Raw genomic sequence first — 25,993 nt, 5'->3', positions numbered from 1 at the left:
CGCGCGAACATGCCCGCACAGCTCACTAAGTGAGTGTCGGACTGATCCAGCGTCGTGAGTACTAAACAGCGACTGTCAAAGACTACCCCGTAGCGGGCACAAAATACAAACCACGCTTTTTGTGCCCGCGTGGCGTAGCCCTAAGACGTGCTTCGCCGTGCTACGCGGCGTCGGCCGCGCCCAGCCTTAGCGTGCGACATTTCCTTGTGCGCACCGCTCGCGGAAGACTGCTTCTGCTCTGCGTTATCCTGCGCCTTTGGGGCCTTGGCGCTTTCCGACGTCCCCTTCTTGCGCACCGCCCTCTTCTTTCCGCGGCGCAGCACCTTGGTATCGCCCGTGGTCGCCCGCTGGCCAGCATTGGAACGATCCGGCGAGCCACCCTGCTGCGTCGAACGGCCTTGGGCGGTCTTCGCTGCCTTCGGATTCTCTGCTACCGCCTTTTTAGGAGCGGCCTGTCGCACGGCACGGCGACGCCCACGGCCCTTGCCACCGGCGCGCCCCGCACGCGCGGCGCCAGCGGCCTTTTCATGGCGCTGCTCGGCGGACCCGCCCGCCTGCTTGTGCTCGTGCTCCTGCGCCTTTTCCTTGACCTCGTGCGGCACACGCGAGGTGTTCCGACGCTTGGCCTGCTGGGTGCGCACCGCACGACGGCGGCCACGCCCGCGAGCCTTGCGCTCTTCGCGCGAGCTCTTCTGTCCGCGCTGGGCTTCAGCGCCGTTGGCATTATCGTCGGCGTCGACAGAGTCCTGCTCACCGGAGACCGCAAAATCCTGCGGCTGCGGGCGCCTATCGGAGCGCGAATTTCCGCGGGTGCGGCGCTTGCGGCGCGGGGAAGCCTCAAACTCAGCTACTGCCTCGTCATAGGTCTTTTCAATTGCCGTCTCCGTAGCCGTTGCCTTCTCGGTAATCTTCTGCTCGCCGCCTGCAGCCGTACGCGTGGCCTTAGACCGGCGCGTCACCCGGCGCGGCTTCTTGCCACGCTTGGAGCCCGCCCCGGCACCTGGGTGTACCTGCGCAATAGCACCCGAGTCGGCGTCCGTATCCGCATCGGGGACGTAGGAATTAAATTCCTGCACCTCGTCACTCTCGGCAGCATTATCCGCCGCGGCGTACGCGATGGCCTCGATATCGGATACCTGAGTCTGGGTGTGCTTGCGCGCGCGGCGGCGACCGCGTCCACGTCCGCGCTCCTTGTTGCGGTCATGGTCCCCGCTGTGCTCTTCCGATCCAGCGTGCGACTGAGCCGGACCGCGCTCATCTACAACGACGTTCGCTACGAGATCTTCCAGCGACGTCTTCGCAGATTCCTGTGCGGCCTCTTCGCTCTCGGTACCGTAGACCGGTGCCTGGGTCTTCTTGAATCGCTTAGGTTTGGAGGAGCTTTCGGCGGCGTCGTCAAGCTCGTGCTTATGCATCGCCACCGCAGCCGGGTGCTGCTGCGGATCGTGGTGTTGCTTCTTGTGCGCCTTGGGCTTGCGGCCAGAATGCTTGGAGCGCTGCTCGTCCTCGGCCTCATCCACCGGATACTGGTGAATGATGATGCCACGGCCGTTACAACACTCGCACTCGGTGGAGAACGTTTCTACCAAGCCGGTGCCGAGGCGCTTGCGGGTCATCTGCACCAGACCCAGCGACGTCACCTCCGAGACCTGGTGGCGGGTGCGATCGCGGCCCAAGGCTTCCTTCAGGCGGCGCAGCACCAGATCCTGGTTTTCCGGCAGGACCATATCGATAAAGTCCACGACGATCATGCCGCCGAGATCGCGCAGGCGCATCTGGCGCACGATTTCTTCGGCCGCCTCGAGGTTATTGCGGGTTACCGTTTCCTCCAGGTTGCCGCCGGAACCGGTGAACTTTCCGGTATTGACATCGATGACGGTCATGGCCTCGGTGCGGTCGATGACCAACGTGCCGCCGGAGGGCAGCCATACCTTGCGCGAGAGCGCCTTATGCAGCTGCTCATCAATGCGGTAAGCCTCAAAAGCATCCTGCCCGCCGTGGTCCTTGGCACGGTAGCGCACCACGCGGTCCGCAAGGTCTGGCGCCATGGAATCCACATAAGCACGGACGGTGTTGAAAGAACGCTTGCCATCGACGAGGAGCTCAGTGAAGTCTTCGTTGAAGAGATCGCGCACCACCTTGATGAGCATGTTCGGCTCTTCATACATGGTCACCGGTTTGGCGCCCTTGGAGGATTTTTCTTTCTTAGCGTGTGCCACGATGTCCTCCCACCGGCTGTGCAGGCGGTTGACGTCGGTAGCGATTGCCTTTTCCGGTACGTTTTCGGCGGCGGTGCGAATGATCGCTCCACCATCGCCTGGAACCACGCGGCCAAGGATATCCTTCAAGCGCTTGCGCTCTGGGGCAGGCAGCTTGCGGGAAATGCCGGCGCTGCGCCCGCCCGGTACGTAGACCAGGTAGCGGCCAGCAAGGGAAATCTGGGTGGTAAGGCGCGCGCCCTTATGACCGATGGGATCCTTAGCCACCTGAACCAGCACCTGGTCACCAGACTTCAGGGCGTTTTCTACCTTGCGGGCGCGCCCGTGCAGCTTGGTCTTGCGCCAGTCGATTTCACCGGCGTAGAGCACGCCGTTTCGGCCCTGTCCGATATCCACGAAAGCCGCCTCCATGGACGGCAGCACGTTTTGAACGCGGCCCAAGTAAATATTGCCAATGAGCGAGGCCTGGGATTCGGTGGTCACGAAGTGCTCGACCAACAGGTCATCTTCTAACACGCCCACTTGGGTGATGATGCCGGCGCCGTCCTCGCGCTCCTTATCGCGCACCACCATGGTGCGCTCCACAGCTTCGCGGCGGGCAAGGAACTCCGCTTGGGAGACGATGTGCTGACGGGTGCGGCCCTTTTCGCGCAATTCCGCGCGGCGGCGCTTCTGAGCCTCGATGCGCGTGGAGCCGCGGATGGCTTTCGGCTCTTCAATGTGCTCGGGCTCGTCTGCCTGCTCTTCACGCTTCGCACCGGCGCCGCGTCCGCGGGATGCGCCGCGGCGCCCGCGGCGGCGGCCCTCAGGCTTTCCGGAACCGCGGTCGGAGCCGGAGTGCTCGCGGCTTTCTGCGGCGGAGTCTGCAGCATCCTCGTTGTCATCGCCTGCGGAGTCGTCGGCCGAGAAGTCCTCCTCCGCTGCATCTAGAGTCGGTGCAAATGCCGCAGCCTCGTCCAGCTGCGGGGCCATGAAGATGGGCGCAAAGTCATAGTGCCCGGAGTCTTCCTCGGATTCGGCGCGTGGGACGATGTGCGGCGCGTAGTAGTCATCCTCGAAGTCCTCGCCGGCTTCTGCCAGCGCCTCGTGCAGCTTTGCCGCATCAACCGTTCCGGTATCAAAGCCGCTCGCAGGTGTTTTTTCCGCCTCCTCCGTGGCTTCTGCTGCTTCGGGTACTTCTGCTTCAGCGTGCTCGGCGTCCTCGGTGGCTGCGCGAGTTTCGGCCGCAGCCTGAGCAAGCGATGCCTCTACCTTGTCTTCGATCTGGGAGATTTCATTATCCACGTTCTTGCGCACGCGGTGGCGCAGGTGCTCTTCGTCTTCCGTGGACTGCCCCCCTTCCTCTGACTCGGCGGTATCTGCCAGCTCTTCGGGTGCTGGTGCGGCGGACTTACGGGTGGCCTTGCGGGCGCGCTTGGCGCGCTTCTTCGCTGGCTTCTTTTCTGTTTCCTCGTCCGGGTTTTCTTCCGGTTGCGCAGCAGGCTTGTCCTCGGGCTCTTCAGCCGGTGCTGCGGTGGTGTCGCCCGCAGGGGCGTCGGCAACCGCAGCGGCATTCGCCACAGCATCGAGCACCTGGCCTGCTTCCTCGCGGGAAAGAGAGCTTTGCGCGCTCTTTTTCAAGCCCATGTCTTTAAGCTGTGCCACCAACTCGCGCGAGGAAAGCCCCAGCTGCTTGGCTAGGGAATACACGCGGGTCTTGTCCTTGAGTTGGCTGCGGTCTAGGTTCTGGGCCAAAAGCGCCGCTGCCTTGAGGCTTTCAGTTGTTTCTTGAGAGTTCTGTGCCACCATGTTCGGGCTTACTCCTGTATATCGTCTCTATGGGGCGCGGCCTCGGGCGCAGGCACGGTCAGAGACCGCACCGCCGCCGCACGAGGTTTTCTGTGCGCTATAAAAGTTTGTGGGATATGAAGTTATGCCGCGTCTCGTACGCGCTATCCCCCATTGTGTCACAGAAACGCGGCCAGGCTGGCAGGCGGTGTTATGTTGGCAGCGTGGCAGAACTAGCACGAATCCCCGCCCGCGAACTGGCGCAGCATCGGCACCGCAATGAAGTCCCAGTGCGCTCGGCACTTTACTTCGGCGTGCCGGCCGGCTTTGCCGTTGGCTTCGCCAACACAGGCGTGGATTATATGTTGATGGGAGCCGGTGTTTTTGCCGTTTTTGCGGTGCTGGGGTTGGTGCACCTCATCCGCAATTACCCGCGCGGCATCAACGCTGCGCAAGAGGAATTCCGCGATGGCGACTATCCCACGATTGCCTATATCGCCCCGTTTATCCCGATAGCTGCGCCATTGATCATGGCACCACTGAGCGCGGCCAACCTGCTTCCAGAGGTAGAGCTGGCCCCGCCCGTTGCCGGAATTCTGTCCGGGGCATGGTGGGCCTTTGGCTTGCCGCTGGGCATATGGGGCATGTTTTCTCAGTCCTTCCGCATCGGCCGGCGCCGCATCAACAAGATTTTGGAAAAGGACCCGCTCGACGGGGTTACGGAGGCTCGTTTGCAGCTTGCCGACGCCCACTCGGACATCCTCACCGCCCTCGTCGCCACCGGCGCGGTGCAGGGAAACACGATTAATTCCACTGCCCTCTCGAAGTTCATGCGGGTAGACCTCGACCCTCTATGCGAGCACCTCGATGCTTTGGCAAAGGCGGACCTGGTGAAGCTAAGCCGAATGGGCCTGCGCACCGCGCCCGCAAAGTGGACCATCACCATCACGCCGACTGGGGTTCGCTGTTTGTATCAAGTGGGCCGGCGTTAATTTGGCAAGCTTTTGTCTCCGGGGAAAAGCTTCGGCCCTATCCAGAGCATTACGTACACGAGTCCGACAAGTACCGGAATTTCAATAAGCGGCCCGATGGTACCGGCGAGAGCCTGTGCCGACGCCGCCCCAAAAGTGCCAATGGAAACCGCGATGGCTAGTTCGAAATTATTACCAGCTGCGGTAAATGCTACGGAAGCGGATTGCGCGTAGTTCATTCCCACGACCTTTGCTACACCCAAAGCTAGGAAAAACATTCCAACAAAGTAGATGACCAACGGAATCGCAACCTTGATCACCGCCGTGGGCTGCGCTACCAACTGTTCTCCCTGCAGGGAGAACAGCAACACAATGGTATAGAGCAAGCCGATCATCGCCAAGGGAGAAACTGCCGGAAGGAAGCGGTTTTCAAACCATTCGCGGCCTTTGACTTTCTCACCCCAGACCCGTGAGAGCACACCAAGCAGCAGGGGGACTCCCAAAAATACGAGGACCGCGGTGACGATGGACCAGAAAGAGAAATCAGCAGAGGTGGTATCTAGCCCCAACCACCCTGGCAAAATCTGCAAATAGAACCATCCCAGCACACCGAACATGGCTACCTGGAATACAGAGTTTATGGCGACAAGAACGGCGGTGGCCTCCCGATCGGCGCAGGAGAGATCGGACCACACAAGGACCATTGCGATACAACGGGCTAGCCCAACGATAATCAGGCCGGTTCGCAGCTCTGGCTGATCGGCAAGAAAAATCCACGCCAGGGTGAACATCACTGCAGGCCCCACCAGCCAGTTCAACACAATCGATACCACCATCAACCGGCCATCGGCAGCAATATCTCGGGTCTTTTCATAGCGGACTTTAGCCAGGGGCGGATACATCATAACTAGCAGGCCCAGCGCGATTGGAAGAGAAATACCGCCAACCTCTAGAGCAGACAGTGCTTCTCCAATGCCTGGCAGGAAGTGGCCTATCAATAGCCCCACAGCCATGGCCATGATGATCCAAACGGGAAGGAATCTATCGAGAAATGACAACTTTGGGCGTTGCGCAACGGCCATGGCTCTCCTTGTGCGACGAGGAATTCAACTTTCGATCAGTACTTTAATCACCCATATTGATACTCGTCAATATAACGGAGTGGGAGGAAGGCTCCTTATACTGTGTGCATGGACTCCTCCCCTAGCAATGCCGACAACACCCCGGATGCACAGTGCTGTTCCCTGAGCAGTGGCCCGCTCAGCCAGGGCGACTCCCTCCGCTTTTCCCAGCAATTTAAAGTACTTGCTGACCCAGCCCGCCTGCGCCTGCTATCCATATTGTGCGACGAGGGCTGCGGCCCGATGAGTGTTACGGAGTTGACCGCGCTTTCCGGCCTTAGCCAACCGACGGTATCTCATCACCTCGGCAAGTTGAGGAAATCCGGTCTTTTAATCAAGCAACAATCGGGCCGTACCGTTACCCATCGAGTGCAAAAGGAAGCCTTCCGCACACTGCGCCAGTTGCTCTCCTTCGATTAGGAGAACTCCAGTCCTAGTCTGCGAAGTGAATGACCTCGCGTGCAATATCCTCAGCAATGATCTGCCGCGTTAGGCACCTTCAACTCCCAGAACAAACCCCTGCTTAAGTTCTGCCTCTCTACGTATTTGCGGCTTTGCCGTTGCAATATTTATTCAGGATAGGGCCGGATACTCGGTTTGCGGCTCTACGTCTGGGCTTATGGATCAAGCAATAAATAAAGCCCGAGCCTACAGGCTCGGGCTGAACGATGCGCTAAGTGCGCAGACGTTTAGAGGTTCGGGAACCAGATAGCGATCTCGCGCTCTGCAGACTCAGGGGAGTCAGAGCCGTGCACGATGTTCTCGCCAACGGTCAGAGCGAAGTCGCCGCGGATGGTGCCCGGGGCGGCCTTGGAGACCGGGTCGGTGCCACCGGCCAGCTGGCGCCATGCCTCGATGGCGCGCTCGCCCTCGACAACACCAGCGATAAGCGGTGCGGAGGTGATGAACTCGACGAGGTCACCGAAGAATGGCTTATCCTTGTGCTCCTCGTAGTGCTTCTCCGCGGTCTCGCGGTCAGCAACGCGCAGGTCGAGCTCGGCCAGCTTCAGGCCCTTGCGCTCGATGCGGGAGATGATTTCGCCTACGTGGCCGTTCTTTACGCCGTCCGGCTTGATGAGAATCAGTGTACGTTCAGTCATGCCCCACACTGTACCGAAACCGCACGCATGCGTCGCGCGCTGGGGTATTCCTTTGGGGTAAAAGTATGGGGTCCAGGGCTATGCGAGTTGTTTAACTATCTCTTCGGCACGCTCCTGCGAGGTGCCCCGAAACCACAGGCGCACTTGGCCTACTGCGGCGCCAAACTGGCCATTGGCCAGCAGGCGTTGCAGCTCCGCGCGCTGTTCCTTATCCAAATCCTCGAAGGTGGCTTCTTTGGCCGGCTCGAAGTTGCTCCGCAGGGCCAAAACCAGAAAAACGCCGCCAATAATGAGGGCGACTAGCGGTAGCCACGGCGTTCCCGTAGCGGCGCGGGCTACCACCGCGGCGACGCAGGCGAGTGCGGCAAGGACGAGATAGAGAGTGCGCATGGCCGCCAGTCTATCGCGTCTTGCCCACTCGCCGAAGGCGTCAAGGCTACCGTGCTATTTCTCGTTGAGGTGCTGCGTGGTGAGGTATCCGCGCTTCATGCGGGCGATGAGGTTGCTGCGCAGGTAGACGGCCAGCAGCCACTCCATGCCAAAGATGATGAAGATGGCGGCCACGGCCCAGTGGACCATAAAGCCCACAATGACGCACAACAGCTGCGCCCATACGATGACAGACAGCGCCCACTTCTTATTCATGAACGCGATCATCACGAGGTGGAATACCACTGCGGCGATGACAAAGCCGTAGTTGAAGGGGGTCCACAAGGTACCGTCATACAGCTTGTACAGCATCGGCAGTGCGAAGGATAGGGCGAGCGCCTCCATGGTCAGGGAGCTGGCAATGACCATCCCGTTGAAGCTTTTAAGTGGGTCCTTGACTGGGGCTTGGCCCATGCCGAGGGGTCCGATCTCGCTTTCAGGGATATGTTCCTCGCGGCCGCGGGCACGGCTGCTGCGGGGCGGGCGGGGTTGGCGCTCTCCGCCTGGGTGGTGATTGTCGCGACTCATGCAGGTTCCTTTCCAAACATCGCGCGGGCATCACCAGCGGTGACGACCGACCCGGTGATGATGATGCCGGAGCCGGACTGGACCTCGGCGTCCTCGGCAAGCTCCACGGCCTGGGCATAGGCGCCCGGCAGGTTATCGGCTACGTGTACGCGCTCCTCGCCAAAGATATCGCGGGCGGTCTCTGCCAAGTCGTAGGCATCGAGGGCGCGCGGCGAGGAGTTTTGGGTGATGACTACCTCGGTGAGGTACGGCTCTAGCGCGGTAAGGATGCCGGTAGCGTCCTTATCCGCGAAGATCGAGAGCACACCGATGAGGCGGGCGAAGTCGAAATCGCGGTCCAGTGCAGCACCTAGTGCCTTGGCGCCATGTGGATTATGGGCGGCGTCAATAAACGTCGTCGGCGAGGTGCGCACGCGCTCCAGGCGGCCGGGCGAAATCGCTTGGGCAAAACCATTGCGCACGGTCGCAACATCCAGCGGGTGGCCGGCCGAGGCGCCGAAGAACGCCTCCACCGCAGCAAGAGCCACGGCAGCATTCTTGGCTTGGTGCTCGCCGTGCAGGGGCAGGAAAATATCCTCGTACAGGCCGCCAAGGCCCTGGATGTTGACCTGCTGACCACCGACGGCGATGCGAGACTCGAGGGCAGCAAATTCGGAGCCGGAGCGGGCGACACCCGCCTCCACGTCCACGGCCTGCTGCAGGATAACCCGCATTGCTTCCGGATCCTGCTCGGCAATGACCACGATGTTTTCATTCGGGGTCAGCGGATCATCGGCATCCTCGCGCGGCTTGATAATGCCGGCCTTTTCACCAGCAATCTCTGCGAGTGTATCGCCCAAGTAATCCGTGTGGTCCAAGCCCACCGGGGTAATGACGGAGACGTCCGCATTGACCACGTTGGTGGCATCCCACCGGCCGCCGAGGCCGACTTCGACGACGGCGACGTCCACGGGGGCGTCGGCAAACGCGGCATAGGACAAGCCAACGAGGACCTCGAACTTGGACATGGGGACGTCCGACTGGGCATCGACCATCTCCACAAAAGGCTTAATCTCGTGCCAGATGCGCACATAATCGCGCGGGTGGATGGGCTGGCCATCGATGCCGATGCGCTCCGTGACGCGCTGCAGGTGCGGGCTGGTCACCAGGCCGACGCGGCGGTGGAAGGCGCGCAGGAGCGAATCCACCATGCGCGCGGTAGAGGACTTGCCGTTGGTGCCGGCAATGTGGATGACGTCGAAGGAACGCTCAGGGTGGCCAAGCAGATCCATGAGCATCTCGATGCGGTCGAGGGAAGGCTCAATCTTGGTTTCCGGCCAGCGTTCGTTGAGCTCGTCTTCTACCTCCGCGAGGGCGCGCAGCTCTTCGGCCGACACCTCTTGTGGTGCGGCCTCGTTGTACTCGTCCTCGCTGCCCATGCCCAAGTTGAGAGTCAGGCCGGACTCGGTAATTTCCACCGGGCCACCATCGGTGCCTTCCTTGAGGGCATCGACGATTTCGAAGTCCTCAGTCTCCTTGTCCTTGTCCGCCACTACTTCAGACCCTCCAGACGGCTGGTGATGCGCTCGACCTCTTCGCGGGCGATCTGCTGGCGCTCCTTGATCTTATTGACCACTTCTTCCGGTGCCTTGGACAAGAAGTTCTCGTTGCCCAGCTTCTTGCCGGTTTGCTCCAGTTCCTTATTGGCCTTGGCCAGGTCCTTTTCCAGGCGCTTGCGCTCGGCTTCTACGTCCACGGCGCCGTGGGTATCCAGGGTGACCTCCACGGTGGCCTGGGAAAGGCGTACCTCGATGGAGGCGGAAGGATCGAAATCCTCGCCCGGGGCGGTGGTATTGGCCAGATTGCGCACCAGTTCCTCTTGGCCGGTGAGATCCGCTGCGGCAAAGTCGAGGCGGCCCGGCACCTTCTGGGAAGGCTTTACGCCCTGGTCGGATCGGAAGCGGCGCAGCTCGGTGATGAGCTTATCGGCGTCCTCGATGCGGCGGGCGGCCACCTCATCCTTGGTGGCGCCACCGTTGGTATCGGCAACGGTTGGCCATGGTGCCACGACGATGGATTCGCCGCCGGTCAGCGCCTTCCACAGCACCTCGGTGACGAATGGCATGGTCGGGTGCAGCAGGCGCAGAACAACGTCGAGCACGCGTCCCAACACGATCTGGGTATTGCGGCCCTGCTCGCTTACGCCATCGCGCGGGATCTGGGTCTTGGCAATCTCCAAGTACCAGTCACATAGCTCGTCCCAGGTGAAGTGGTAGAGCAGCTCGTTGGCCTTGGCAAATTGGTAGTCATCCAGGTAGGCATCCACCTTGGCGCGAACCTCTTCGGCGCGGTCGAGGATCCAGCGGTCGGCGTCGCTAAGCTCCGCCCGGTTCGGCAGCGTGGACACTCCAGCGCCGTTCATAAGCGCGAACTTGGTGGCGTTAAAGAGCTTGGTAGCAAAGTTGCGGGCGGCCGCGGCGGCATCGGAGCCAAGCGGCAGGTCCACGCCGGGGTTGGCGCCGCGGGCAAGGGTAAAGCGCAGGGCATCCGCACCGTAATCGCGCACCCAATCCATCGGGTCAATGCCGTTTCCCAAGGACTTAGACATCTTGCGGCCCTGCTCATCGCGGACCAAGCCGTGCAGGTACAGGTCCTTGAACGGAACCTGCGGGCGGCCATCGGTGCCCTCACCCAAAAGCTCCGGGGTGTGGGAGCCGGCAAAGGTGCCGAACATCATCATGCGGGCCACCCAGAAGAACAAGATGTCATAGGCGGTGACCAGCACGTTGGTGGGATAGAACTTCTCCAGATCCGGGGTCTTTTCTGGCCAGCCCAGGGTGGAAAATGGCCACAGCGCGGAGGAGAACCAGGTATCCAGCACGTCCGGATCCTGCTCGTATCCTGCCGGCGGCTCCTCATCAGGGCCGACACAGACGATGTCTCGCTGGCCGTCCTCACCTTCTGGTCCGTACCAGATAGGAATTCGGTGGCCCCACCACAGCTGGCGGGAGATGCACCAATCGTGCATGTCATCCACCCACTCGAAGTAACGCGGCTCGAGCGACTGCGGGTGCAGGGTGGTATCGCCCTCGCGCACGGCGTCGCCAGAGGCCTTGGCCATCTTGGCTACGTCCACGAACCACTGCAGGGACAGGCGCGGCTCGATGGGCTCGCCGGAGCGCTCCGAGTGACCCACGGAGTGGACGTACGGGCGGATTTCCTTAACAATGCGGCCCTGCTCGCGCAGCGCCTCGCGGATCTCCACGCGGGCTTCCTCGCGGGTCAGTCCGTCGAAGCGGGTGCCAGTATTGGCAATGTGGCCGGTGGTATCGATAACGGTAGGCATCTCCAAGTCGTGTCGGGTGCCCATCGCGTAGTCATTCGGGTCGTGTGCCGGGGTGATCTTCACCGCACCGGTACCGAATTCCATGTCTACGTAGTCATCGGCGATGATCTTGAGCGTCAGGTCATCGCGGAACGGGTGCGGCAGCTCCTTGCCCACCAAGTCGGCGTAGCGCTCATCGTCTGGGTGGACGGCAATGGCAACGTCACCCAGCATGGTCTCCACACGGGTGGTGGCCACGATGAGGTGCGGTTCATCGTCATTGAGCGAGCCATAGCGGATGGACACCAGCTCGCCCTCGACGTCCTTGTACACCACCTCGATATCGGAGACGGCGGTCTCTAGCACCGGCGACCAGTTCACCAGGCGGTTGGCCTGGTAGATCATGCCCTCGTCGTAGAGGTTCTTAAAGATGGTCTGGACGGCGCGGGAGAGGCCATCATCCAAGGTGAAACGCTCGCGGGACCAGTCTACGGAGTCGCCGATGGCCCGCATCTGGTTCTGGATGGTGCCGCCGTACTGCTCCTTCCATTCCCAGACCTTGCCAATGAATTCTTCGCGCTCATAATCCCAGCGCTTCTTGCCCTCGGTCTCCTTGAGCTTGGCCTCGACCTTGGTCTGGGTGGCAATGCCGGCGTGATCGGCACCGGGCAGCCACAGGGTGGCATAGCCCTGCATGCGCTTGCGGCGAATAATGGAATCAATCAGCGTGTGGTCCAATGCGTGGCCCATATGCAGCTGACCGGTCACATTCGGCGGCGGCAGCACGATGGAATAGGGCTCGGCCTCCGAATTCGCATCCGGAGTGAAGTAGCCCTTTTCTACCCATCCCTCATAGAGGTCCTTCTCTACGGCCTGCGGCTCCCACGACTTAGGCAGCGCATCGGCGCGGTTGGTACCAACTAATTGCTCATTATTTTGCTCAGTCACCTGGCCGATTCTACCTTGCGCGTCAACCGGCTCAGCCAGGCAGGGTGCGCACCGAGTATGAGGTGCGCACCGAGCAGGTTTTAGAGCAGGTCCGCCACGGCCTTGCGCTCCTCGCGCAGCTCGGCCACAGAGGCCTCGATGCGCTCCTTTTGGAATTCAGTGAGCTCGAGCCCCTGCACAATCTCCCACTGGCCATTGCGGCTGACTGTGGGGAATCCGCAAATAAGGCCCTTGTCAACGCCGTAGGATCCGTCCGATACTACCGCCGCGGTGCGCCAATCTTCGGTGCCATGGATCCAGTCATGCATGTGGTCCACGGCTGCCGACGCCGCCGAAGCGGCCGAGGAGCTGCCGCGTACCTCAATAATTTCCGCACCGCGCTTGGCCACCTTGGGGATCATTTCCTCTCGGTACCACTCCTGGTCCACCTCAGCGTTGGAATAGGTAATATCCGGGAACTGGCTAGCAGAATGGTTGCCCCAGACCGCGACCTTGGTGAAATCAGTAGTGGATTTGCCGGTCTTTAGCGCTAGCTGGCTCAAGGTGCGGTTGTGGTCCAAGCGCATGAGGGCAGTGAACTGGGAATCATCCAAGTCCGGTGCATTATTCGCCGCGATGAGCGCATTGGTATTAGCCGGGTTGCCCACTACGAGCACGCGGACATCGCGCGCGGCGTAGTCATTGATGGCCTTGCCCTGCTTGGTGAAGATGGCGCCATTGGCTTCCAGCAGGTCGGCGCGCTCCATTCCCTTGCTGCGTGGGCGAGCGCCGACAAGGAAGGCAGCGGAGGTGTTTTCAAAGGCTTCCTTGAGATCATCAGTAACCGTAATGGAGTTAACCAGCGGCAGGGCGGAGTCATTGAGCTCCATGGCTACGCCGTGGGCCTTTTCCACCGCAGCAGGAATTTCCAGCAACGCTAGGTCTACCGGGGTGTCTTTTCCGTACACATCACCGGCAGCGATGCGCCACAGCAGCGAATACGCGATGTTGCCGGCGGCGCCGGTGACAGTGATTTTGACGGGCTGAGTCATGGTGTAAAGCCTCCTCAATAATGGCTGCGACATGGGCGGCACACGCGAGCCAGTGTGCTCGCACCGCCACGGAATGTAATCCACCACCGAGCTTAGCCCCACTGCCAGCATCCGCGCTGTGAATCTGGCCCCCTCTTTTGGAGGGAAAATCTAGAGCACTTGCGTTAAATTACCCCCATTTACCTCCAAATTAGCGCCCCCAATGGGCCAGATACTCCCGCACGGGGTGATTAATCGGGCATGATAGGAAAAGGAAATGCGGGACACTCCCCCACGCTGCACACCCAGAATGCCTAGGGATTTCCTACTCCCGCACTATGAGACATCAGTTCACCGCGCCACCGCCGCGCCGCAAGGATTAAGGACTTACGCAATGAGCACTGAGAATACTGACCCACTGCAAGCTGCAGACCAGGCAGATTCTGCTCTCGCGGCCCACGCGGAGTCCGTCAGCATTGACTCCGTGGTGGACGTTGCGATCAAGCAGTTTTCTCGCTTTGGCTTTGCAGAAACCAAGCTAGAGACCATCGCCCAAGAATCCGGCATGTCCAAGCGCATGATCCATTACCACTTTGGTGATAAGAAGGGCCTTTACCTACGAGCGCTGAGCACCGCCGCGCAGCGCCTCAATCCGCCTGAGGATGCCCTGGAAATCGATACCACGGTTCCGGTCGAAGGCGTACGCAAGCTGGTGGATTGGCTCTTTCGCGAGCGCGTAGCCAACCCGGAGGCCATCCGCATGCTGGTGTGGGAAACTAACCAGCAGATTCTGGACCCGGCACAGCAGGCTATTGCCGACGTCGCCGGGGTAGCCCTCCACCTCGACCGCCTGCTGCTCTTGGGCCAAGATGCCGGCGCCTTCCGCCCCGGCATCTCCGCCACTGACATTTTCACCCTGATTTCCTCGTTGACGGTCTACCGCGTAACCAACCAGGTGATGGTGGAAAACATGCTGGGCGTTAATTTCAATACCCAAGAAAATATCGACGGCATGCATAGGCTCACCGTTGATGCTGTGCTGGCGTTTTTGACCGCCAATATTCCGGCCTCGGGCCACGAGTCCTACCTCACCTCGTCCTCGTTCGATACCAAGGAAGGCGACGAGGCCTCCCCGCAGGATATCTACAGCGAGGAGTAATAGCGCGGACCTTCCGACCCACACCCTACCCTGCCTGCGGACAGTGGCAAGGATGTAAGCGGAGAGCCCTTAGGCAGATTCTTTTGCCTCATCCTTATAGCTAAACTGCGGCTCCGCGCCTTCGGTCACGCACTCTGGGGTGATATGCACCGTGGCGATGTCTTCGCGGTCCGGCAGATCGTACATGACCGGGACTAAAAGCTCTTCCATGATGGCGCGCAGGCCACGCGCACCCGTCTTGCGCTCCAAGGCGAGCTCCGCGATGGCATCCAAAGCCGCAGGCTCAATCTCCAATTCGCAGTCATCCATCTCGAAGAGGCGGCTGTACTGCTTAACCAGCGAGTTCTTTGGCTCGGTGAGCACCTTCACCAGGGATTCACGGTCCAGGTTATCCACCGTGGCCACGACAGGTAGGCGGCCGATGAACTCTGGAATAAGGCCGAACTTCACTAGATCCTCGGGGCGCACCTGGGAGAAAAGGTCAACCTTTTCGCGCTCGTCCTTGGTATCCAAGTTGGCGCCAAAGCCCACGCCTTTCTTGCCCACGCGATCCGCAATGACCTGATCCAGGCCTGCGAAGGCGCCGGCCACAATGAACAAGATATTGGAGGTATCCAGCTGGATAAACTCCTGATTCGGGTGCTTGCGGCCGCCTTGCGGCGGGATGGCCGCCACAGTACCTTCTAGAATCTTCAGCAGCGCCTGCTGCACGCCCTCACCGGAGACATCGCGGGTAATGGACGGATTTTCGGACTTGCGGGAAATCTTGTCCACCTCATCGACGTAGATGATGCCGCGCTGGGCACGCTCCACGTCAAAGTCCGCGGCTTGCAGCAGCTTCAGGAGGATATTTTCCACATCTTCGCCCACGTAGCCGGCCTCGGTGAGGCTGGTGGCATCGGCGATGGCAAAGGGGACATCGAGAAGCCGGGCCAAGGTCTGCGCTAGGTAGGTCTTACCGGAACCGGTGGGGCCCAACATCAAGATATTGGACTTAGAAATCTCCACCTCATCGCCCTCGGCCTTCTTGCGGCGGGCCTCCAATGCGGCCGACTCTTCGGCCTTGATGCGCTTGTAGTGGTTATACACTGCCACAGACAAGACGCGCTTGGCCTTGTCTTGGCCGATGACGTACTTATCAAGGAAGGCGGAAATCTGCGAGGGCCGAGGCAGGCGCACCTCCGCATCGGAGGATTCCTGCGCCTGCTCTTGGCCCAGTTCCTCTTCGATGATCTCATTGCATAGCTCGATGCACTCATCGCAGATGTAGACACCGCCGCCGGCGATGAGCTTTTTCACCTGCTTCTGACTCTTGCCACAAAAGGAACACTTGAGCAGGTCAGCGCTTTCTTGCATACGTGCCATTAAGTTCTTTCACACTCGCTTTTCGTACCGCTATCCACAGTTGGAAGGACGATTCTACCCTTCCGAGCGGCTTAATCTTCATCTGTTTCTACCTTAGTAAATCAACCCGACAGGCCCTTCATTCATTCCCTCCCGCGTGGCGAATTTCCCAGGCCTTTCCTGCTCCTGCGGCCTAAACTAGAAGGTGAAATCACCCTCATCCCACCCCTTTTAGGAACAGGAGCATAATGTTCGATCTCACAGGACGAGTAGCCATTGTCACCGGCGGCGCCTCCGGCATTGGCCGCGGCATCGTCTCCTCGCTGCGGGAGGCCGGCGCCACCGTTGTCATCGCCGATATCGACCTCGACCACGCCACCGCTACCGCTGAGGAGTTGGGTGCCAGCGCCATTCGCGTGGACGTCACCGACCGCGCTTCGGTTAAGGACCTGTATCGCCAGGTCACTGCCGAGCACGGCGGCTTCGACATTGTGTGCTCCAATGCCGGGGTCTTTCCCAACTGTCCGCTGGCAGAGATGACCGATGAAAAGTGGGAGGCGATGTTTGCCATCAACACCCACGGCACCTTCAAGGTGGTCCAAGAGGCACTCCCCTACCTCAAGCAACGCCGCTATGGGCGCATCGTCATCACCACATCTATTACCGGCTCACACACGGGCTTTCCGGGTTGGGCCCACTACGGCGCCTCCAAGGCCGCCCAGCAGGGGTTTATGCGTTCAGCCGCGCTGGAAGTGGCCCGCGATGGCATCACCATTAACGGCGTCCTCCCAGGCAATATCCTCACCGAGGGTCTCGAGGCCCAAGGCCAGGAGTACCTCGATCAAATGACGCGGTCAGTACCGCTGCACCGCCTGGGCACCCCGCGCGATATTGGCACTGCGGCAGCCTTCCTGGCCTCGGAAGAGGCAGGCTACATCACCGGCCAAACCCTCGTCATAGATGGCGGCCAGCTCTTGCCCGAGACTCCCGAGGCCATACTGCCGCCGCGCGATTAGCCGCGCTTGCCGACGCCCCCATGTGGGCCTAAACGACAGGATGTGTTGGTGAAGTTATATGTTTAGCCCGTCTGGCCTGCTGATATTAGGATTATTTCACTTATCCGGAGGGAAAACGCAGCCTCGGACCTGAAATACCGCCGGGGGCGTGCTGATGTGCTAAGCGCTGAGGTTCACGATGAATGGATGAGTAAGAATCATCCTCGATGCCCCGTCTGTAGCGGGGTGTGCACCAAAATTACGGGACTACAAGTACCAATCCGCCAGCGAAGGCGACGGAACGCCTGTAAAGCCACTGACACTCGCGCTAAAGGCCGACCCAGGAAAGTGGACGCATCAGGGGGCAGACCCACATGCTCACGTGGACACCCTAGCCAGCCAAGAAACACAAGCCACCAGCGGCCTTGAATACGGCCGACCAGCAACTTTCGGCAGTGCCTACAACCACTCTATGGGAATACGCAAAGGCCACGTGCCCTAAACCACGCAGTCCACCAACACAAAATGTCGTTTACCCCGACACGCCGGAAAACAACACATCTTGTCGTTTAACCCCCCATGTGCACAAAGCACGAGGCCCCTCACTACACAGTGTGCGGCGAGGGGCCTCGTGGGATTTCATTCATTTGCTGCCTACTGCAGCCAGTCGAAGTCGAGCAGGAAAAGTTCTGCATCGAGCATCTCAAGTTCATCCGGTGCATGACCGGTGACGGTTTCTAGCGCCTCTGCAACGTCCTTAGTCGTAGCAGGGGTCTTATCAGCGTCAAGCAGGGATTCTGCCACCAAAGCACGAACCGGAGCACCCGATACAGTGTCCAGCCCGGTACCAGTGGTGGAGCCCTTGAACGCATCAGCGATGCCGTCCATCAAAGAACGCATCATGTTCATTTCTCACACCTCCATGTGGCTTTCTCTCTGTTTGATACAGAGGAATATACGCGACATACCCTCGTTAGGCAACCCTTTGGTTGCTTTAAGTTAACCTTTTGTTAACTTACAGAAAGTGTGTCGCACGACACATTAGAGGTTTGCCCCCAAGGAAGGACAATGACTTAGAGGTCACCAAACGGCGTGAAGCCAAAGTAGTGGTCCAGCGTATCGCGGGCAATCCACATGATGGCCACCAGGATAACTACGGCCAGCACCGCATAGACAGTCCAGCCAAGCACCTTCATCTGAGGGCTTGCAGGGGTATCGCCAACAACGACGCCGTTGTCGTCGCGAATGGGGTCACCGGTCATACACCGCATGCCCAAGGAGAAAAGTAGCGGAATGCCAGCGCCGAAGACCAACGCCAAGCCTGCAACGTGAATGAGGGACTGGAAGATTTCTGCAGCAGTCATGGTTTAGCGCTCCTCTTGAACAGTAGACGGCGCGGAGGCATCCTCCGCATTGGTAGCGGACACTGGTGCGGCGCCGGCAGCAACTGGCTCCTTGCGGTCAGAGCCCGCACCCATGGAAGAATCCACGGACTCGGAGTTTGGATCCCAGTCATTGTTGACGTTGGAAGCATCCACCGGGTTCATGCGGGAACGGATGACAATGAGCGCGGCCATTGCCAGCAGCAAGACGAAGTCCACGATGGCACCGGTTGCGACGTTGGTGAAGGAGGAGACGCCGTGTGCCAACCACCAGGTAGCAAAGCCCACGAACGCAGCGCACGGCAAGGTGATGAGCCATGCGGACACCATGCGCATGGCAACACCCCAGCGAACCTCAGCACCGCGGCGCCCCAGGCCGGTACCCAGAATGGAACCGGTGGACACGTGGGTGGTGGACAGTGCCATACCACCGGTAGCAGAGGTGAGGATGATGGCTGCAGAAGTAGCTTCAGCGGCCATGCCCTGTGGGGACTCAATCTCCACCAGACCCTTGCCCAGGGTGCGGATAACGCGCCAGCCGCCGGACAGAGTGCCGGCCGCGATAGCCACAGCACAAGAAACGATAACCCAGGTTGGAATGCGGGCGTCTGCAACCGCATGCCCAGAGGCAACCAGTGCCAGGAAGATAACGCCCATGGTCTTCTGTGCATCGCCAGCGCCGTGCGCCAGGGACACCAGGCACGCAGTGACGATCTGACCGTGGCGGAAGTGCTCGTTCTTAGCCTTATTCGGGATGGTGTTGGTTACCCAGTAGATAAGGAACGTGGCACACGCCGAAACCAGCGCCGCGATGATAGGCGAGGCAACGGCCGGGATGATGATCTTGCCGGCAATGGAGGACCACTCCACGCCAGCCGAACCCATCGCAGCGAAGGCGGCACCAATAAGGCCACCAAACAAGGCGTGGGAGGAACTGGACGGCATACCCAGCAACCAGGTGAACAGGTTCCAGATGATGCCGCCGATAAGGCCAGTGAAGACGACCATCAACAGTGCCTGGCCGTCGGTATCAGCGGCGGCGCCAGACAGGTCGTAGGAATCAAGGTTAACAATGCCTTTTGCGACGGTCGCAGCAACATTGACCGAAAGGAAGGCACCCACAAGGTTAAGCACTGCGGAGATGGCTACCGCAGTAAAAGGCTTCAAAGCGCCGGTGGCAATGGACGTAGCCATCGCGTTGGCAGTGTCATGAAATCCGTTCGTAAAGTCAAAGGCAAGGGCGGTCACCACCACAATGCCGAGGATAATCAGAGTCGCTGTCACAGCGTTGGCCCCTTGGAAAGAAAAGATGAACACGGTACGCATCTGCGGCGCCTTCACACGTCGCGGACGAAATGCAGATTACTCCTGCGCCTATCCACAGACAATTGCTTTTCTTTAATATTTCCTTTGGTTAACCTTTTGTTAACCTGCTGAGACTCAGAATCGAGCCCAAGAGGATTCCAAAGGGATAAAATTTCCCCAGCTAATGCTAATTAAATGCCCCCCATTACGTTGTTAGCAGTTCCACCTCAGGGCGCCGAAGATTCATGGTCTGTCCACCCGATTGGGCGGGTTATGTTTATTTCCGTTCCCTCCGTCTGAAAAGACAGTGGAACTAGTCGCTGGCTTCGGTATGGCTTATTCCCGCCCCTGTCTGAAAATGATCCGGGGGGTGATGCCGCCGAAGACAGTGACATACTCGAACTGCTAATAGGAACCTGACCCAGCCCAGGTGGTATGAGGTCTCACAGTAATGTGGATGCCAGCGCAAGTATGTCCGACAACCCCAGCGATGAAGCTTAAATAGTCCAACTTCTAATTCATCGCTAGGAGGCACACACCCATGGCCTATGACTTCGTCATTGGCGTGGACGTCGGCAAATACTTCCACCACGCCTGCGTCCTCGACCCTCAAGGCAGGCAAGTCCTGTCCAAACGCATCAACCAGCATGAAAGCTCATTACGCAAGCTCTTCGGCCAATTCATCGCCGACAACGCTTCGGTCCTTGTCATTGTCGATCAGCCCAACAACATCGGCCGTTTAACCGTCACAGTCGCCCAAGACATGGGGGCAGACGTTCGCTATCTACCCGGGCTTGCGATGCGGCAGCTCTCTCGCATCCACGTCGGCAACTCCAAGACTGATGTGCGCGACGCCTACGTCATCGCCCATGCCGGTCTTAACCTTCCGGACGCCCTGCGCAGCGTCGACCGCGTTGAGGAAGTCTTTATCCAGTTGAAAGTTCTCAACGGTATCGACGAAGACCTCGCTCGGGCCTACACACGCCTGATTAACCAGATGCGATCCGCGCTCGTAGGAACCTATCCTGCCTTCGAACATGTCCTGCGCGGACAGATGATTCACCGAAAGTGGATTCTCCACCTACTTGCGAAATACGGTGGCCCCACCAAGATTCGACGCATCGGCAGAACACGCCTGGCAGCCTTTGCACGCAGCCACAAAGCGCGCAATCCTGAACCTGTCATCGATGCCATGCTTGCTGCCATCCACGCACAGACCGTGTCCATTGCTGGCGCAGAATACGCCGAACTAGGCGTAGCAATGTCCGCCAAAGATGCATTGGCCAAATTAGAGAATCGCAAGGAAATCGAAGCGCAGGTACTTAAGCTCATTCAGGATATTCCTCAAACCGAGATTCTTTTATCCATGCCCGGCATCGGCCCGCGTAGTGCGGCGCAGATCCTCATGACTGCTGGCGATATGTCCGACTTCCCCGATGCAGCGCACCTAGCGTCCTATGCAGGCCTATCACCGCGGACGAATCAGTCGGGAACGTCCATTATGTCGAGTTCGCCCAACCGGGCTGGCAACAAAAAATTAAAGAACGCCCTATGGCAATCGTCTTTTGCATCGATCAGATTCCACGAGCGTTCCCGGCAATTCTATGAACGAAAACGCAAAGAAGGCAAAAGACACAACGCCGCAGTCGTCGCACTCGCACGCCGACGCCTAAACGTTCTCTTCGCCATGATGCGAAGCGGCGAGCTCTACCGAGACATCTCTACAGTCCGGGAGGCCGCAGCAGCCTAGAACCAACAGAACCGCACCTCAAGCCGATTGAGCAGCAAGCCCAATCGGCTCCTCAAGATGCCCGAAAACAACATCCACAACGTGAAGCAGAAACCCTTCACACCCCCAACAAGCCCACCCGCGGAGTTGACAACCTATATAGGAACACTCCCCCACTTAGCCCGGGTGATAAAAACCACTTAGGGAGGTATGCCAACATCACGCCGACATACCTCCCTTTTAAGGGTGTTTTACAGCACCTAGCGGAAGGTAGAGAACTTCTTTACCACCCAGCGGCTTAGAACAAGCAGGATGGCACCCAACACGATGGATACAACACCAAGGGAGATGAAGAAGGTATTCTCCGCGCCTGCATCATCCGGGTTATAGAAGCTAGCCAAGGAGCCGGCCAGCGAGGTACCCATAGCCACCGCCATCATCCACACCGCCATCATGCGGGACGGGAATGCCACCGGCGCCACCTTGGTGGCAAGCGCATTGCCCACCGGCGAAAGAAGGAGCTCCGCCATGGTGAAAAGGAAGAGGATGAAAACGATGACAAACATCGGGGTGGAGTTCGCTTCCGCACCCGAGAAAGGAAGGAAGAAGAACAAGGAGATGCCGATGACGATATTGGCTACGCCGAACTTTACTGGGGTGGACCACTGCCTATCCCCTAGCTTCGTCCACATCGTTGCGAAGACAGCGGAGAAAATAACAATAAAGATTGGATTAATGGACTGGACGAGTGATGGAGGGATTTCCCAGCCAAACATGTGGCGGTCCAGGCGCACATCCGAATAAATCGTCATCACCGTAAACTGCTGCTGGAAGATTCCGAAGAACAAAACACCGGAAATAAACATCGGAATAAAGCCCAACAGGCGGTTCTTTTCCTCCCGGGTCACCAACTTCGAGGTATACATCTGCGCCCACAGATAGATTGCTGCAACCAGAGCAACCGCGGTGACAATATTGGACAGCCAATCTACTTGAATAGCGCCGGTAGCCACTGCCACCACCATAACCACGATGATGGCTGCAACTACCACCACACCCATGAGCAATTGCTTCGGGCTAGCCGGGTTTGGAACCTCATGCCCCGCATCCTTGATGGTGGTCTTGCGCATCAGGGAATACTGAATCAGACCAAGCGCCATACCAATTGCCGCGATACCAAAACCCCAGTGGAAGCCCTTCCAGCCCCACAGGGCAGTGGTGAGCAGCGGACCAACAAGCGCGCCGATATTAACGCCCATATAGAAGATGGAGAAGCCACCATCGCGGCGCGGGTCATCACGACTGTACATAGCACCAAGCACGACCTGCGCGGTGGTCTTAACACCGCCGGAGCCGATGGCAATAAGGACGAGGCCAATAGCCAAACCAGTTATTTCGGGAACAAATGCCAAAGCAATGTGGCCAAGCATCACCATGCTGGCCGAGTAAAACAGTGTGCGTTCTGCACCCAAGACACGGTCAGCAACAAGAGAAGCCAATAAGCAGGCCATGTAGACCAAGCCACCGTAGGCTCCCACAATAGACGTCGCGTCCGCTCGGTCGAGGCCGAGACCACCATCGGTAGTGGAGTAATACATATAAAGCAAGACAAGAGCTTGCATGCCATAGAAGCTAAAGCGCTCCCACATTTCCACACCGAAGAGGTTTGCCAAACCCCAAGGGTGACCAAAGAATGTACGTTCGCCGCTCTGCGGCGTGGGCGTAGCAGCCTGGGCCGCCGCGTCAGATGTGTGTTTCTCCATAAAAATATCTGACCACTTGGAGGTCTAAATCACAAATCGGTCATTATAAGTTTAGTGTCGCACGATAGAAATAAACCTAACGACCTGCAGATATTGCGCAGAGAGAATTACCCCATTCGGGTGCAGCAAGAATTACCGGGCGTTGCCCCTTCCCTGCCCTACAATGCTGAAAGCCCCTGCCTCACAACCGGAATTCGGTTGAGCAGCAGGGGCTACCTGGAATGAGTTATTCCAAATTAAGCGTTGAGCTTGCGGTAATCAAAGACCGTATCGATGATGCCGTATTCAACGGCTTCCTGAGCGGTCAGGATTTTATCGCGGTCAGTATCAATGCGGATCTGCTCAGCGGTACGACCAGTGTGCTCAGACAGGGTGGTTTCCATCAGCTTACGCATGCGCTCAATCTCGGCGGCCTGAATCTCCAGATCAGAAACCTGACCCTGAGTACCCTGAGTTGCCGGCTGGTGAATGAGCACACGGGAGTTAGGTAGCGCGGCACGCTTACCCGGCGCACCCGCAGCCAAGAGCACAGCGGCAGCGGAAGCAGCCTGACCCAGGCACACGGTCTGCACATCGGGACGCACGTAGCGCATGGTGTCATAGATAGCCATCAACGCGGTGAAGGAACCACCGGGCGAGTTGATGTACATGGTGATATCGCGGTCTGGGTCCTGGCTCTCCAGAACCAGCAGCTGGGCCATAATGTCATTTGCGGAAGTGTCATCCACCTGGGTACCCAAGAAGATAATGCGCTCTTCAAAAAGCTTGGAATATGGATTGGTTTCCTTAGTGCCCTGTGCGGACTGCTCGATGAAGGACGGCAGAACGTAGCGGGAACTTGGCATCTGGGACTGATTCATAGTGATTTTCTCCTTATTCCCTAGTTACTCAGCGGGCCGTTGACGGACTCAATGACGTGGTCAACAATGCCGTAGTCCTTGGCCTGCTGGGCGGTCATCCAACGGTCACGGTCGGAGTCCTTGGTGATCTGCTCAAAGGTCTGTCCGGTGTGCTCGGCAATGAGCTCGGCCATCTCGCGCTTGGTCTGAGCAAATTGCTCAGCCTGGATGGCGATATCCGCAGCGGTACCGCCAACACCGGCAGAAGGCTGGTGCATCATGATGCGTGCGTGCGGCAGCGCGAAGCGCTTGCCCTTGGTGCCGCCGGAAAGCAGGAACTGACCCATGGAGGCAGCCAGGCCCATGCCGTACGTGGCAATATCGCACGGCGAGTACTTCATGGTGTCATAAATAGCCATGCCCGCAGTGACAGAGCCACCCGGGGAGTTGATGTAGAGCGAAATGTCGCGAGTGGGGTCCTCGGCGGACAGCAGGAGGATCTGGGCGCACAGCTTGTTCGCAATCTCATCATCGACCTGGGTTCCCAGGAAGATAATGCGCTCGCGCAACAGGCGCTCGTACACGCTATCGCTCAGATTCATACCCGTAGACGACGAGTTCATTGAAATCTTCTCAGACATTAGTGGTTCTCCTTCAAGTGAAGAATGCTTTAACTGGCCCCACCTTACCGGCATTCCTCTCAAACTTGGCCTCTGTTCGCTATGAGCGTTGGGCCACAGCGCCAAAGGCGCACACGGAAGCTGGGTTAACATTTACTCATGTCTGTTTCCGAGCTGTCCACCAGTACCCAGAACTATTTGAAAGCTATCTGGGGGCTAAAGGAATGGTCATCCGAGCCCGTTACCGCCACGCTTATAGCGAAACAGCTGGGACTCAAGCTCTCCTCGGTTTCCGATGCAGTGCGCAAAATGGCGAAGCAAGGGCTCGTGTCACACACGCCCTATGGCTCTGTGGAGTTAACCGAACTTGGCAGGCAGTACGCATTGGTCATGGTGCGCCGCCACCGATTGCTTGAGTCTTTTTTGGTTCAAGCATTGGGCTACACCTGGGACGAAGTCCATAATGAAGCCGAAAATCTCGAACACGCGGTGTCTGACATGCTCATAGAACGTGTGGATAAGTTCCTTGATTACCCCACTAGGGATCCGCACGGCGATCCTATCCCTACGGTTGATGGACAGATCACCATCCCCAGTGCGCATCGCCTCACCGACAGCGGTGCACAATCGCAGGTGACCGTGGAACGCATTTCTGATTCCGACCCACAACTGCTGAAGTTCCTTGAAGAGCGCGGCATTGTCACTGGGGCTGTTCTTAGCACGCGCGAGGGAGCGCCCTTTTCAGATTCTCTCGAAATACAGGTGGCCGGCGGCACTCAGTGGGTAGTACTTGGACGCCCAGCTACCGACGCAGTGTTTGTAGCACACCACAACCTTTAGACATTCCCCTTTGCATTAATCCTGCTCTCACCTGCCCTTTTCAAAACTACGTTAGACCGTAGTTGCAACTACGGCATTGCGTAGTTAGTCTTTTCGAATATCACCTACCCCACTTATGGCTAAGGCCAGGATGAGCAGGATTGCCATGTCAGACTCACCAGATTTGGTGTACTTTTCCAGCGTTTCAGAGAACACGAAAAGATTCGTCGAACACTTAGATAGACCCGCGGTGCGCATTCCACTGCGCCCCAAGAAAACCGGGATGATCCAGGTTTCACACCCGTACGTACTCATCGTTCCCACCTACGGCGGCGGCTCGCTCAAACGCGCAGTCCCCAAACAGGTCATCGACTTCCTCAATGACCCAATCAACCGCTCCTTTATCCGGGGCGTTATTACCTCAGGGAATACCAACTTCGGAAGTGCTTACTGCGTCGCCGGACGCATCATTTCCGCCAAGTGCCACGTACCGGAGCTGTATCACTTCGAGCTTCTCGGCACCCAGAAGGACATCGCCGCCGTAAAGCAGGGCCTTCAGAAGTTTTGGGAGCAGCAAAAGCAGCTAACGATGACACCCCATTAATCCCCCACAAGATGAAGAACACATCCGCATCACACAG

General features: G+C 58.7%; 22 protein-coding genes. 7 read left to right on the top strand and 15 right to left on the bottom strand.

Annotated elements, in window-relative coordinates; genetic code table 11:
- Positions 1–140: 140 nt before the first annotated feature.
- The gene (locus LG376_RS06490) at positions 141–4,007 is read right to left on the bottom strand and encodes a translation initiation factor IF-2 N-terminal domain-containing protein (protein WP_225746554.1); all 3,867 of its coding nucleotides are present in this window, start codon (positions 4,005–4,007) and stop codon (positions 141–143) included.
- Positions 4,008–4,210: 203 nt separating this feature from the next.
- Here LG376_RS06490 and LG376_RS06485 point away from each other — a divergent pair, with 203 nt between their 5' ends.
- Complete coding sequence (locus LG376_RS06485) at positions 4,211–4,978, top strand: hypothetical protein (protein ID WP_049377211.1); 768 nt, start codon at positions 4,211–4,213, stop codon at positions 4,976–4,978.
- Here the strand turns inward: LG376_RS06485 and arsB are convergent.
- Positions 4,975–6,039, bottom strand: coding sequence for an ACR3 family arsenite efflux transporter (arsB, locus tag LG376_RS06480; protein ID WP_225746553.1), 1,065 nt, complete (start codon positions 6,037–6,039; stop codon positions 4,975–4,977). The genes LG376_RS06485 and arsB overlap by 4 nt on opposite strands.
- Before the next feature lie 108 nt (positions 6,040–6,147).
- Between arsB and LG376_RS06475 the strand changes: the two genes are divergently transcribed.
- A complete protein-coding gene (locus LG376_RS06475) occupies positions 6,148–6,498 on the top strand; it encodes a metalloregulator ArsR/SmtB family transcription factor (protein ID WP_225746552.1) in 351 nt (116 codons plus the stop codon).
- Between the two features lie 269 nt (positions 6,499–6,767).
- Here LG376_RS06475 and ndk read toward each other — a convergent pair whose 3' ends face one another.
- The 6 genes from ndk to LG376_RS06445 all read right to left on the bottom strand — a co-directional run bounded on the left by ndk (position 6,768) and on the right by LG376_RS06445 (position 13,418).
- On the bottom strand, positions 6,768–7,178 hold the full coding sequence (gene ndk, locus LG376_RS06470; protein WP_225746551.1) for a nucleoside-diphosphate kinase: 411 nt from the start codon (positions 7,176–7,178) through the stop codon (positions 6,768–6,770).
- Positions 7,179–7,256: 78 nt separating this feature from the next.
- Complete coding sequence (locus LG376_RS06465) at positions 7,257–7,568, bottom strand: hypothetical protein (RefSeq protein ID WP_225746550.1); 312 nt, start codon at positions 7,566–7,568, stop codon at positions 7,257–7,259.
- 54 nt (positions 7,569–7,622) lie between these two features.
- Positions 7,623–8,135, bottom strand: coding sequence for a DUF4233 domain-containing protein (locus LG376_RS06460; RefSeq protein ID WP_049377216.1), 513 nt, complete (start codon positions 8,133–8,135; stop codon positions 7,623–7,625).
- Complete coding sequence (locus tag LG376_RS06455) at positions 8,132–9,667, bottom strand: folylpolyglutamate synthase/dihydrofolate synthase family protein (protein WP_049377217.1); 1,536 nt, start codon at positions 9,665–9,667, stop codon at positions 8,132–8,134. The genes LG376_RS06460 and LG376_RS06455 overlap by 4 nt, the downstream gene beginning before the upstream one ends.
- Positions 9,667–12,387, bottom strand: a complete 2,721-nt coding sequence (locus LG376_RS06450) for a valine--tRNA ligase (RefSeq protein WP_225746549.1) — start codon at positions 12,385–12,387, stop codon at positions 9,667–9,669. The genes LG376_RS06455 and LG376_RS06450 overlap by 1 nt, the downstream gene beginning before the upstream one ends.
- A gap of 80 nt (positions 12,388–12,467) precedes the next feature.
- Positions 12,468–13,418, bottom strand: coding sequence for a malate dehydrogenase (locus tag LG376_RS06445; protein WP_049377219.1), 951 nt, complete (start codon positions 13,416–13,418; stop codon positions 12,468–12,470).
- A gap of 373 nt (positions 13,419–13,791) precedes the next feature.
- Between LG376_RS06445 and LG376_RS06440 the strand changes: the two genes are divergently transcribed.
- Positions 13,792–14,556, top strand: a complete 765-nt coding sequence (locus LG376_RS06440; protein ID WP_225746548.1) for a TetR/AcrR family transcriptional regulator — start codon at positions 13,792–13,794, stop codon at positions 14,554–14,556.
- 69 nt (positions 14,557–14,625) lie between these two features.
- On the opposite strand, the gene clpX is transcribed toward LG376_RS06440, so the two are convergent.
- Complete coding sequence (clpX, locus tag LG376_RS06435; RefSeq protein ID WP_049377221.1) at positions 14,626–15,921, bottom strand: ATP-dependent Clp protease ATP-binding subunit ClpX; 1,296 nt, start codon at positions 15,919–15,921, stop codon at positions 14,626–14,628.
- Between the two features lie 227 nt (positions 15,922–16,148).
- Between clpX and fabG the strand changes: the two genes are divergently transcribed.
- Positions 16,149–16,916 carry a 3-oxoacyl-ACP reductase FabG gene (gene fabG, locus LG376_RS06430; protein ID WP_225746547.1) on the top strand — a complete coding sequence of 256 codons (768 nt, stop codon included), beginning with the start codon at positions 16,149–16,151 and terminating at the stop codon, positions 16,914–16,916.
- Positions 16,917–17,549: 633 nt separating this feature from the next.
- Here the strand turns inward: fabG and LG376_RS06425 are convergent.
- The 3 genes from LG376_RS06425 to LG376_RS06415 form a co-directional block, all read right to left on the bottom strand.
- Positions 17,550–17,804, bottom strand: a complete 255-nt coding sequence (locus LG376_RS06425) for a hypothetical protein (RefSeq protein ID WP_225746546.1) — start codon at positions 17,802–17,804, stop codon at positions 17,550–17,552.
- A gap of 164 nt (positions 17,805–17,968) precedes the next feature.
- Positions 17,969–18,259, bottom strand: coding sequence for a hypothetical protein (locus tag LG376_RS06420; RefSeq protein ID WP_049377224.1), 291 nt, complete (start codon positions 18,257–18,259; stop codon positions 17,969–17,971).
- A 3-nt stretch (positions 18,260–18,262) separates the two neighbouring features.
- Positions 18,263–19,561 (bottom strand): inorganic phosphate transporter, encoded by a 1,299-nt coding sequence (locus tag LG376_RS06415; RefSeq protein ID WP_225747364.1) that lies wholly within the window; start codon positions 19,559–19,561, stop codon positions 18,263–18,265.
- A gap of 562 nt (positions 19,562–20,123) precedes the next feature.
- On the opposite strand from LG376_RS06415, the gene LG376_RS06410 reads away from it, so the two are divergent.
- Positions 20,124–21,332 (top strand): IS110 family transposase, encoded by a 1,209-nt coding sequence (locus LG376_RS06410; protein WP_225746082.1) that lies wholly within the window; start codon positions 20,124–20,126, stop codon positions 21,330–21,332.
- 239 nt (positions 21,333–21,571) lie between these two features.
- Here the strand turns inward: LG376_RS06410 and LG376_RS06405 are convergent, their stop codons facing one another.
- From LG376_RS06405 to LG376_RS06395, 3 genes are all read right to left on the bottom strand, one after another.
- On the bottom strand, positions 21,572–23,074 hold the full coding sequence (locus tag LG376_RS06405) for a peptide MFS transporter (RefSeq protein WP_225746545.1): 1,503 nt from the start codon (positions 23,072–23,074) through the stop codon (positions 21,572–21,574).
- Positions 23,075–23,310: 236 nt separating this feature from the next.
- On the bottom strand, positions 23,311–23,934 hold the full coding sequence (locus LG376_RS06400) for an ATP-dependent Clp protease proteolytic subunit (protein ID WP_005324052.1): 624 nt from the start codon (positions 23,932–23,934) through the stop codon (positions 23,311–23,313).
- 20 nt (positions 23,935–23,954) lie between these two features.
- On the bottom strand, positions 23,955–24,554 hold the full coding sequence (locus tag LG376_RS06395; RefSeq protein ID WP_049377226.1) for an ATP-dependent Clp protease proteolytic subunit: 600 nt from the start codon (positions 24,552–24,554) through the stop codon (positions 23,955–23,957).
- A gap of 138 nt (positions 24,555–24,692) precedes the next feature.
- Here LG376_RS06395 and LG376_RS12610 point away from each other — a divergent pair, with 138 nt between their 5' ends.
- Together LG376_RS12610 and nrdI are read left to right on the top strand one after the other, a co-directional pair.
- Complete coding sequence (locus LG376_RS12610) at positions 24,693–25,373, top strand: metal-dependent transcriptional regulator (protein ID WP_005324050.1); 681 nt, start codon at positions 24,693–24,695, stop codon at positions 25,371–25,373.
- Positions 25,374–25,488: 115 nt separating this feature from the next.
- Entirely contained in the window at positions 25,489–25,956 is a 468-nt protein-coding gene (gene nrdI / locus LG376_RS06375; protein ID WP_225746544.1) for a class Ib ribonucleoside-diphosphate reductase assembly flavoprotein NrdI, read from the top strand.
- Positions 25,957–25,993: the final 37 nt, after the last annotated feature.

It is taken from the genome of Corynebacterium sp. Marseille-P4611, assembly GCF_916618765.1.
GTDB classification, from domain to species: Bacteria; Actinomycetota; Actinomycetes; order Mycobacteriales; family Mycobacteriaceae; genus Corynebacterium; species Corynebacterium marquesiae.
This window is presented reverse-complemented; position numbering and strand designations above follow the sequence as displayed.